Source organism: Lentiprolixibacter sp. (genome assembly GCF_982873095.1).
Genome location: NZ_CEYNTP010000161.1, coordinates 1 through 6,619, shown reverse-complemented (window position 1 = coordinate 6,619; position 6,619 = coordinate 1). Strand labels below are relative to the sequence as shown.

Below are 6,619 nucleotides of genomic sequence, written 5' to 3'. Positions count from 1 at the left end.
TGGGTAGCGGTGAATTTGGATTCACTAAGACGGCGGGCGATTACCTTGCGCATCTGTGAGTTCTTAACCTCTTCGAAGCGCTCTTCCCCAACAGGAAGTGCAATAGGGGCAACTGCGGGAGCAGCAGAAGCTGCCTGAGCAGGCTCACTCGGTGCGGCAGCTGCGGGTGCCTTGTAATTTTCAATATCTCTTTTGATGATCCGGCCGTGTTCACCTGAACCATTGACCGTCCTCAGGTCGATCCCCCTATCCTGTGCCATCTTTTTGGCAAGGGGAGAAGCAAAGAGGCGCTGACCATCACCTGCAGGAGCAGGTGCTGTAGCTGCCATTTCTGAAGTGGGTTCAGCTGCAGGTTGTTCTGTCGCTTCACCTTTAGGGGCTGCCGGGGCAGCGGTTGTGTCAACAGCCAACACTGCACTCACATCCGTACCTTCCGGCCCGATAATGGCCAGGACCTCATCAACAGGAGCGGATTCTCCCTCACCTATGCCTATGTGCAACAGGGTCCCCGAGTAAAAGGATTCAAATTCCATTGTGGCCTTGTCGGTTTCGATCTCAGCCAGAATGTCTCCTTCTTCTACGGTATCCCCTACTTTCTTCAACCAGGTGGCCACCGTTCCTTCTTCCATGGTATCACTCAGGCGGGGCATTTTTACGATTTCCACACCCTCAGGAATTTCTGATGCCGGAGCTGGTGTTTCTGCTGTGGATACAGGGGTTTCAGCCGGAGCTTCGGCGGGAGCATCTTTTTCCTCAGTCGCCGTGCCACCATTTAACAAAGCAGAGATGTCTTCCCCTTCCTCACCAATGATGGCCAAAAGTGAGTCAACCGGAGCACCATCTCCTTCCTGTATACCAATATGCAGCAGGACTCCTTCGTGGAAGGATTCGAACTCCATGGTAGCCTTATCGGTCTCGATTTCAGCTAATATATCGCCTTCTTCAACTTTATCTCCCACACTTTTAAGCCACTTCGCCACGGTTCCTTCCTCCATGGTGTCACTCAATCTGGGCATATTGATTACTTGCGCCATCGTTTTTATAATTTATGGGGTAAGAATGGATAATCTTCTTGCTCGTAGACTACATCGTATAGTTGTTCCTTTGGAGGGAAGGCCGATTCCTCTGCGAATTGCTCACATTCCTTTACCTTGTCTTTTACCCTTTTATCAATCTCTTTAATTTCTTCTTCTGTAGCGTACTTTTTCTCGAGGAGCACTGCCTTGACCTGGGTAATGGGGTCTATCTTTTTGTATTCTTCCACTTCTTCCTTTGTCCTGTAGTGCTGTGCATCTGACATGGAATGCCCGCGATAGCGATAGGTTTTCATTTCCAGGAAAGTAGGTCCTCCCCCGCTCCTTGCCCGTTCAATGGCCTTGCTCATTTCCTCAGCTACTTTCTTAGGGTCCATCCCATCTACGGGAGCACTGGGCATTTCATAGCCCAGTCCAAGTTTCCAGATTTCCTCATGATGGGCTGTCCTGGCCACGGAAGTACCCATGGCATAGCCGTTATTCTCACAAACGAAAACTACCGGGAGTTGCCACAACATGGCAAGGTTGAAGGTCTCGTGGAGACTCCCCTGCCGAACGGCACCATCACCCATATAGCAAAGGGTTACTGCATCTCTCTTAAAATATTTGTCGGCGAAAGCAAGGCCTGCTCCAAGGGGAATTTGCCCTCCTACAATACCATGCCCCCCATAAAACCGGTGTTCTTTGTCAAAGATGTGCATGGACCCACCCATGCCTTTTGAAGTACCGGTTACTTTGCCATACAATTCGGCCATCACTTTTCGCGGATCCACCCCCATCCCGATGGGCTGTACGTGGTTGCGATAGGCAGTGATCATCCTGTCTTTGGTGAGGTCCATTGCATGCAGTGCACCTGCCAGGACGGCTTCCTGACCATTGTATAAGTGAAGGAACCCCCTGACTTTCTGCTGAATATACACGGCGGCTAGTTTGTCTTCAAACTTCCTCCAGAACAGCATGTCTTCATACCACTTCAGGTAAACCTCTTTCGTTACTTTCTCCATGAACCGGTTTAATTTTAGGTTATCGATTTTGCCTGCCACTGCCTAAGCAATGCCGAAAAATCGAAAAACAAAAATACACATTATATCCAATGGGAAAAAGAAATGCGCAAAAACCAAACCTTAAATAAAAGAGTCGATTCTGAATCGGCTGGGAAGTCCTGCTGAGGATCGTTATCCCAGAAAATCGTTGCCGAATGCGAGGGGAAGTAAATCAGCTATTGCCCTGCATTTGATAAGCTGTCCGCTACTCCCCATGAGAAGTAAAGTAATGGGGGTATTTTGGTTCTTTTCATATTCAAATATTGCCTGACGACAGTTCCCGCAGGGTGCCGCTGGCCGTCCTGAATCCCCTTCCTCAAGGGCTGCTACAATGGCTATAGCACGAATAGGGACGCCGGGGTAGAGTGCCCCAGCCTGAAATACGGCAACACGTTCGGCACAAAGGCCGGAAGGAAAGGACGCATTTTCCTGATTGCTGCCTATGACTACCTCCTGATTTTCGAGCAATACTGCCGCACCTACCTTAAAATGAGAATAGGGTGCATAGGCATGTTCCCGGGATTCACTGGCCTTTGCAAGCAAGCCTTGTTCTTCAGCGCTCAGTAGCTCCGGGCTATCATATACTTCATAATCAAAACAATGGCGTTCCTTTTTCATGATTTGTAATGCTGGGATATCAGGTAAAAATAAGAAAACCTGCCAGGCAGCAGGTTTTCATTCCTATAATTATTTTGGTCTAGTCGTTCACAAACTCCTGTCCCAGGTTAAAGGTCAGGGAGAAACGCAATGTGTTTTCAAGCGGGTTCCTCACCTGAGAAGTCGAGAACAGGTAGGACAGGTCGATCTGTGCTGCCCTGAATTTAAATCCGGCACCCAGGGTAAAGAATTTTCGGGATCCCTTTTCTTCGCTCTCATTAAAATATCCCGTTCTTACCATAAAGGCATCCTGGTACATATACTCCGCGCCGAAAGCCCAGGTAATTTCTTTCAGCTCTTCGCTAAAACCATCCGGAGCATCCCCGAAGGAAGAGAAGATACCTGAGAAAAAGGACTGTTCCTGGTACTCGGCATTGTCATCGGCATCGATGTCGCCATCCCCATCAAAATCCTTGGGTGTGGGTACCAGCAATTTGCTGAATTCCGTGGTCAGTGCCAGGGTATTGTCCTGATCAAAGATAAAATCAAAGCCACCTCCAAACCTTAGATTGGTAGGGATAAAGTTTTCCTGCCCCCCATCGTCATAATTGATCTTTCCGCCCAGGTTAGACAGGTTGAATCCGGCTCTCCACCTACCGCTAAAACTGCTGTAGGCGATCTCCTTGGATCGAAAATATCCGGCTACATCCACAGCAAAGGTGCTGGCCGCCTGGGAATCTACATCCCCGTTTTCAGGTAGTTTCAGGTTAGATCTGATAAACCGGCCTCCTACCGCCATGGAAAATGTAGGGCTTAGTTTCAGGGAATACGAACCATCCAGAGACAATTCATTGGGTTTAGCCAGCGTACCCGGGTCATTGGCAAACTGACGCAGCTCTATTTCCCCTAGTGTAAAATACCTGAGACTGAAAGCAAAAGCGCTCTGATCATTGATCTTATTGTAAAAATTTCCACTCAATAAGGAAATATCAGTGATGATACTTTCGAGATAAGGCGTATAACTTACCCCTAGGCCCATTTGACTTTCCGCAAAGGCGAATTTCGCCGGGTTCCATTGCTGGCTGAAGGCATCGGTAGAAGTAGCAACCCCCATATCGCCCATCCCGGCGGCACGGGCATCTGCAGCAATGGTCAAGAAAGGCACTGCAGTAGTTATCACTCTGTCTTCCTGAGCTATCCCTGTAAAGGTGAACGCAACAAGGATCAAAGCCGGCAATTTTTTCATCCAGTTCATATACATGATTTCAAATACTGTTTATTATAAGGTATATCCCATCTAAACGCAGATATACCTCCTCTATTGTTAGAAGTAAACGGCCATTTGGCCAATATCTTATATAATAAGGGTAGAAAAAATACACATTTATCTGCCATATCATATCCAAAAGGGATCAAATACGGCACGAAGCATCCACCATCGCATGTAGGCCGGGCATTACGGGTTGGGACCCTAGTAAGCTGAGCCCGGTATACTAATATGGGACAAAACCCGTTATGTCTTTGTGCAGGAGCCCCGGAAAACCTGGCCGCATTCCAGCGACCAAAAAAAAATTGGGGCAACAAAATATAATGCACAAATGCTCGTTCTATTAGCCAAAAGCGACACTTAATTTAACGAAAACCAAAACCGCAAGAGCCGGTTTACCTATGCAAAGTCCTAAATACAGATGAAAAAACAATTGACAAGGGTTTTTCTTTCTTTAACCGTAATTGCGGGAGCCCTGAGCCTAAACAGCTGTAAAAAATCGTCCTCCAGCTCCAAGAATGTTTCGCGGGCAACAGGATGGAAGATCAATGCCAAAGAAGGAGGATTCCAATACAATTCCGATTTTAAGGAACAGGAAACTGCCCCAGGGCTTGTCTTTGTTGAAGGGGGAACCTTTACCAAAGGAAAGGTCCAGGATGACGTGATGCACGATTGGAACAATTCACCAACCACGCAACACGTACAGTCATTCTACATGGATGAAACCGAGGTAACCAATGTGATGTACCTGGAGTACCTGGATTATCTCAAATCCGTATACCCACCGGAAAATCCCAAATATGCCAATATCTATAAAGGTGCTCTTCCAGACACCCTGGTATGGCGAAACCGTTTAGGATTTAACGAAACCATGACCAACAACTACCTGAGGCACCCCGCCTATGCGGAGTACCCTGTAGTTGGTGTGAACTGGATACAGGCAGTTGAGTTTGCCGAGTGGAGGACCGACCGGGTAAATGAGGCCATGCTGGAACGAGAAGGATATCTGGCTTCAGATGCCAAGTATAAAGCGGTGACCGGAGAAATCGGTGGCACCTTTAGTACGGAGGCCTATTTGAACAGGCCGGAATCGATCTATGGCGGACAAATAGATTCCCTGCAGGGGAAGAAAAAACGAGATTCCATCTCGGTCTTCGCCAAAAGGAGTTCGGGGATTATCATGCCTGAATACAGACTACCTACTGAAACGGAGTGGGAGTACGCTGCCCAGGCTCTTGTTGGAACCCGTGAATACAACAACTACCGCGGAAGGAAAAAATATCCATGGGAAGGGGATTACACTCGAAATGGTCAGCGTGTAGGCCGTGGGGACCAACTGGCCAACTTCAAACAAGGTAAAGGGGATTACGGCGGGATCGCCGGATGGTCTGATGATGGTGCGGATATCACCGCAGAGGTGAAATCGTACAAACCCAATGACCTTGGTTTATATGATATGGCTGGAAATGTAGCCGAATGGGTTTCGGATGTATACCGTCCAATCGTAGACGATGAAATCAGCGATTTCAATTACTACCGTGGAAACATTTATATGAAAACGGCAATTGACGAAGACGGAAAGGTTAAAATCCTCGAAGATGCCATTGTATATGATACCTTGCCTACAGGAAAAGTAGTTGCTGTAAATCTGCCCGGAGAAATCAAAATGGTACCGGTTGATGAGCAGGAAACCTACCTGAGGACGAATTTTTCTGCAAGTGATAACAGGGCTTACCGTGACGGGGATCCAGGTTCCTCAAGATTCTTTGATCGATTCAGCGACGAAGAAGACAAGCCACGTAACATGTACAACGCACCGAAACACAAGGTTGAGCGCGACTCTACCGGCAAGGTGATCCGTCAATACGATACTGACAACAACCGAACCAGTCTTATCAATGATGAAGTTCGGGTATACAAGGGAGGTTCCTGGAGAGACCGGGCTTACTGGCTGGACCCTGCCCAGAGAAGATATCTGCCTCAGTATATGGCCACTGACTACATCGGTTTCCGATGTGCCATGTCCAGAGTGGGATCCAAATCTAAGACCAAGAACAAAACCGTTCGCGGGAAAAAAGCTAGGTAAAATTTTTAAGTAAAGTGTTGTAAGCCCTGATGCCTATGGTGTTAGGGCTTTTTTTTATCTTTGAGGCATGACGATTGAAGCATTGCACCGCCTCTTTCTGGAAACACCAAAAGCATGCACGGACACCCGGAAAATTGAAGGACCGTGTATTTTTTTTGCGCTCAGAGGGGATAATTTTGACGGCAACAAGTTTGCTTTGTCAGCACTGGAAAAGGGAGCCACCCTAGCGGTGGTAGACGACGCTGAAATTGCCCGGGATGACCGGTTCCTGCTGGTCCCGGATGTGCTAAAAACCCTTCAGGACCTGGCACTCCACCACCGCAGGCATTTCGGGACACGGGTCCTGGCGCTAACCGGCAGCAATGGTAAAACCACAACCAAAGAACTGATCCACGCCGTACTTCAAAAAAAATACGCTACCATCGCCACACAAGGCAACCTGAACAACCATATTGGGGTGCCCCTTTCACTGCTTACAATCACTTCAGAAACCGAAATTGCCATAATTGAGATGGGAGCCAATCACCAAAAAGAAATCGCCTTTTTGTGTACGCTGGCTGAACCTGATTACGGCTATATCACCAATTTTGGA

6 protein-coding genes are annotated in these 6,619 nt (G+C 47.8%); 2 read left to right on the top strand and 4 right to left on the bottom strand.

Features of this window, described 5'->3' with window-relative positions; all coding sequences use genetic code 11:
- The 4 genes from AC4E7D_RS10060 to porV all read right to left on the bottom strand — a co-directional run.
- On the bottom strand, nucleotides 1-1,034 hold a 1,034-nt coding region (locus tag AC4E7D_RS10060), incomplete at its 3' end, for a biotin/lipoyl-containing protein (RefSeq protein WP_490173669.1).
- A 5-nt stretch (nucleotides 1,035-1,039) separates the two neighbouring features.
- Nucleotides 1,040-2,038, bottom strand: a complete 999-nt coding sequence (gene pdhA / locus AC4E7D_RS10055) for a pyruvate dehydrogenase (acetyl-transferring) E1 component subunit alpha (protein ID WP_490173668.1) — start codon at nucleotides 2,036-2,038, stop codon at nucleotides 1,040-1,042.
- Nucleotides 2,039-2,209: 171 nt separating this feature from the next.
- The gene (locus AC4E7D_RS10050) at nucleotides 2,210-2,695 is read right to left on the bottom strand and encodes a cytidine deaminase (RefSeq protein WP_490173667.1); all 486 of its coding nucleotides are present in this window, start codon (nucleotides 2,693-2,695) and stop codon (nucleotides 2,210-2,212) included.
- A 79-nt stretch (nucleotides 2,696-2,774) separates the two neighbouring features.
- The gene (porV, locus tag AC4E7D_RS10045; protein WP_490173666.1) at nucleotides 2,775-3,920 is read right to left on the bottom strand and encodes a type IX secretion system outer membrane channel protein PorV; all 1,146 of its coding nucleotides are present in this window, start codon (nucleotides 3,918-3,920) and stop codon (nucleotides 2,775-2,777) included.
- Nucleotides 3,921-4,362: 442 nt separating this feature from the next.
- Here porV and gldJ point away from each other — a divergent pair, with 442 nt between their 5' ends.
- Both gldJ and AC4E7D_RS10035 read left to right on the top strand, forming a co-directional pair.
- Entirely contained in the window at nucleotides 4,363-6,027 is a 1,665-nt protein-coding gene (gene gldJ, locus AC4E7D_RS10040; RefSeq protein ID WP_490173665.1) for a gliding motility lipoprotein GldJ, read from the top strand.
- A 67-nt stretch (nucleotides 6,028-6,094) separates the two neighbouring features.
- A partial coding sequence (locus tag AC4E7D_RS10035) for a Mur ligase family protein (RefSeq protein WP_490173664.1) occupies nucleotides 6,095-6,619 on the top strand: 525 nt, incomplete at its 3' end.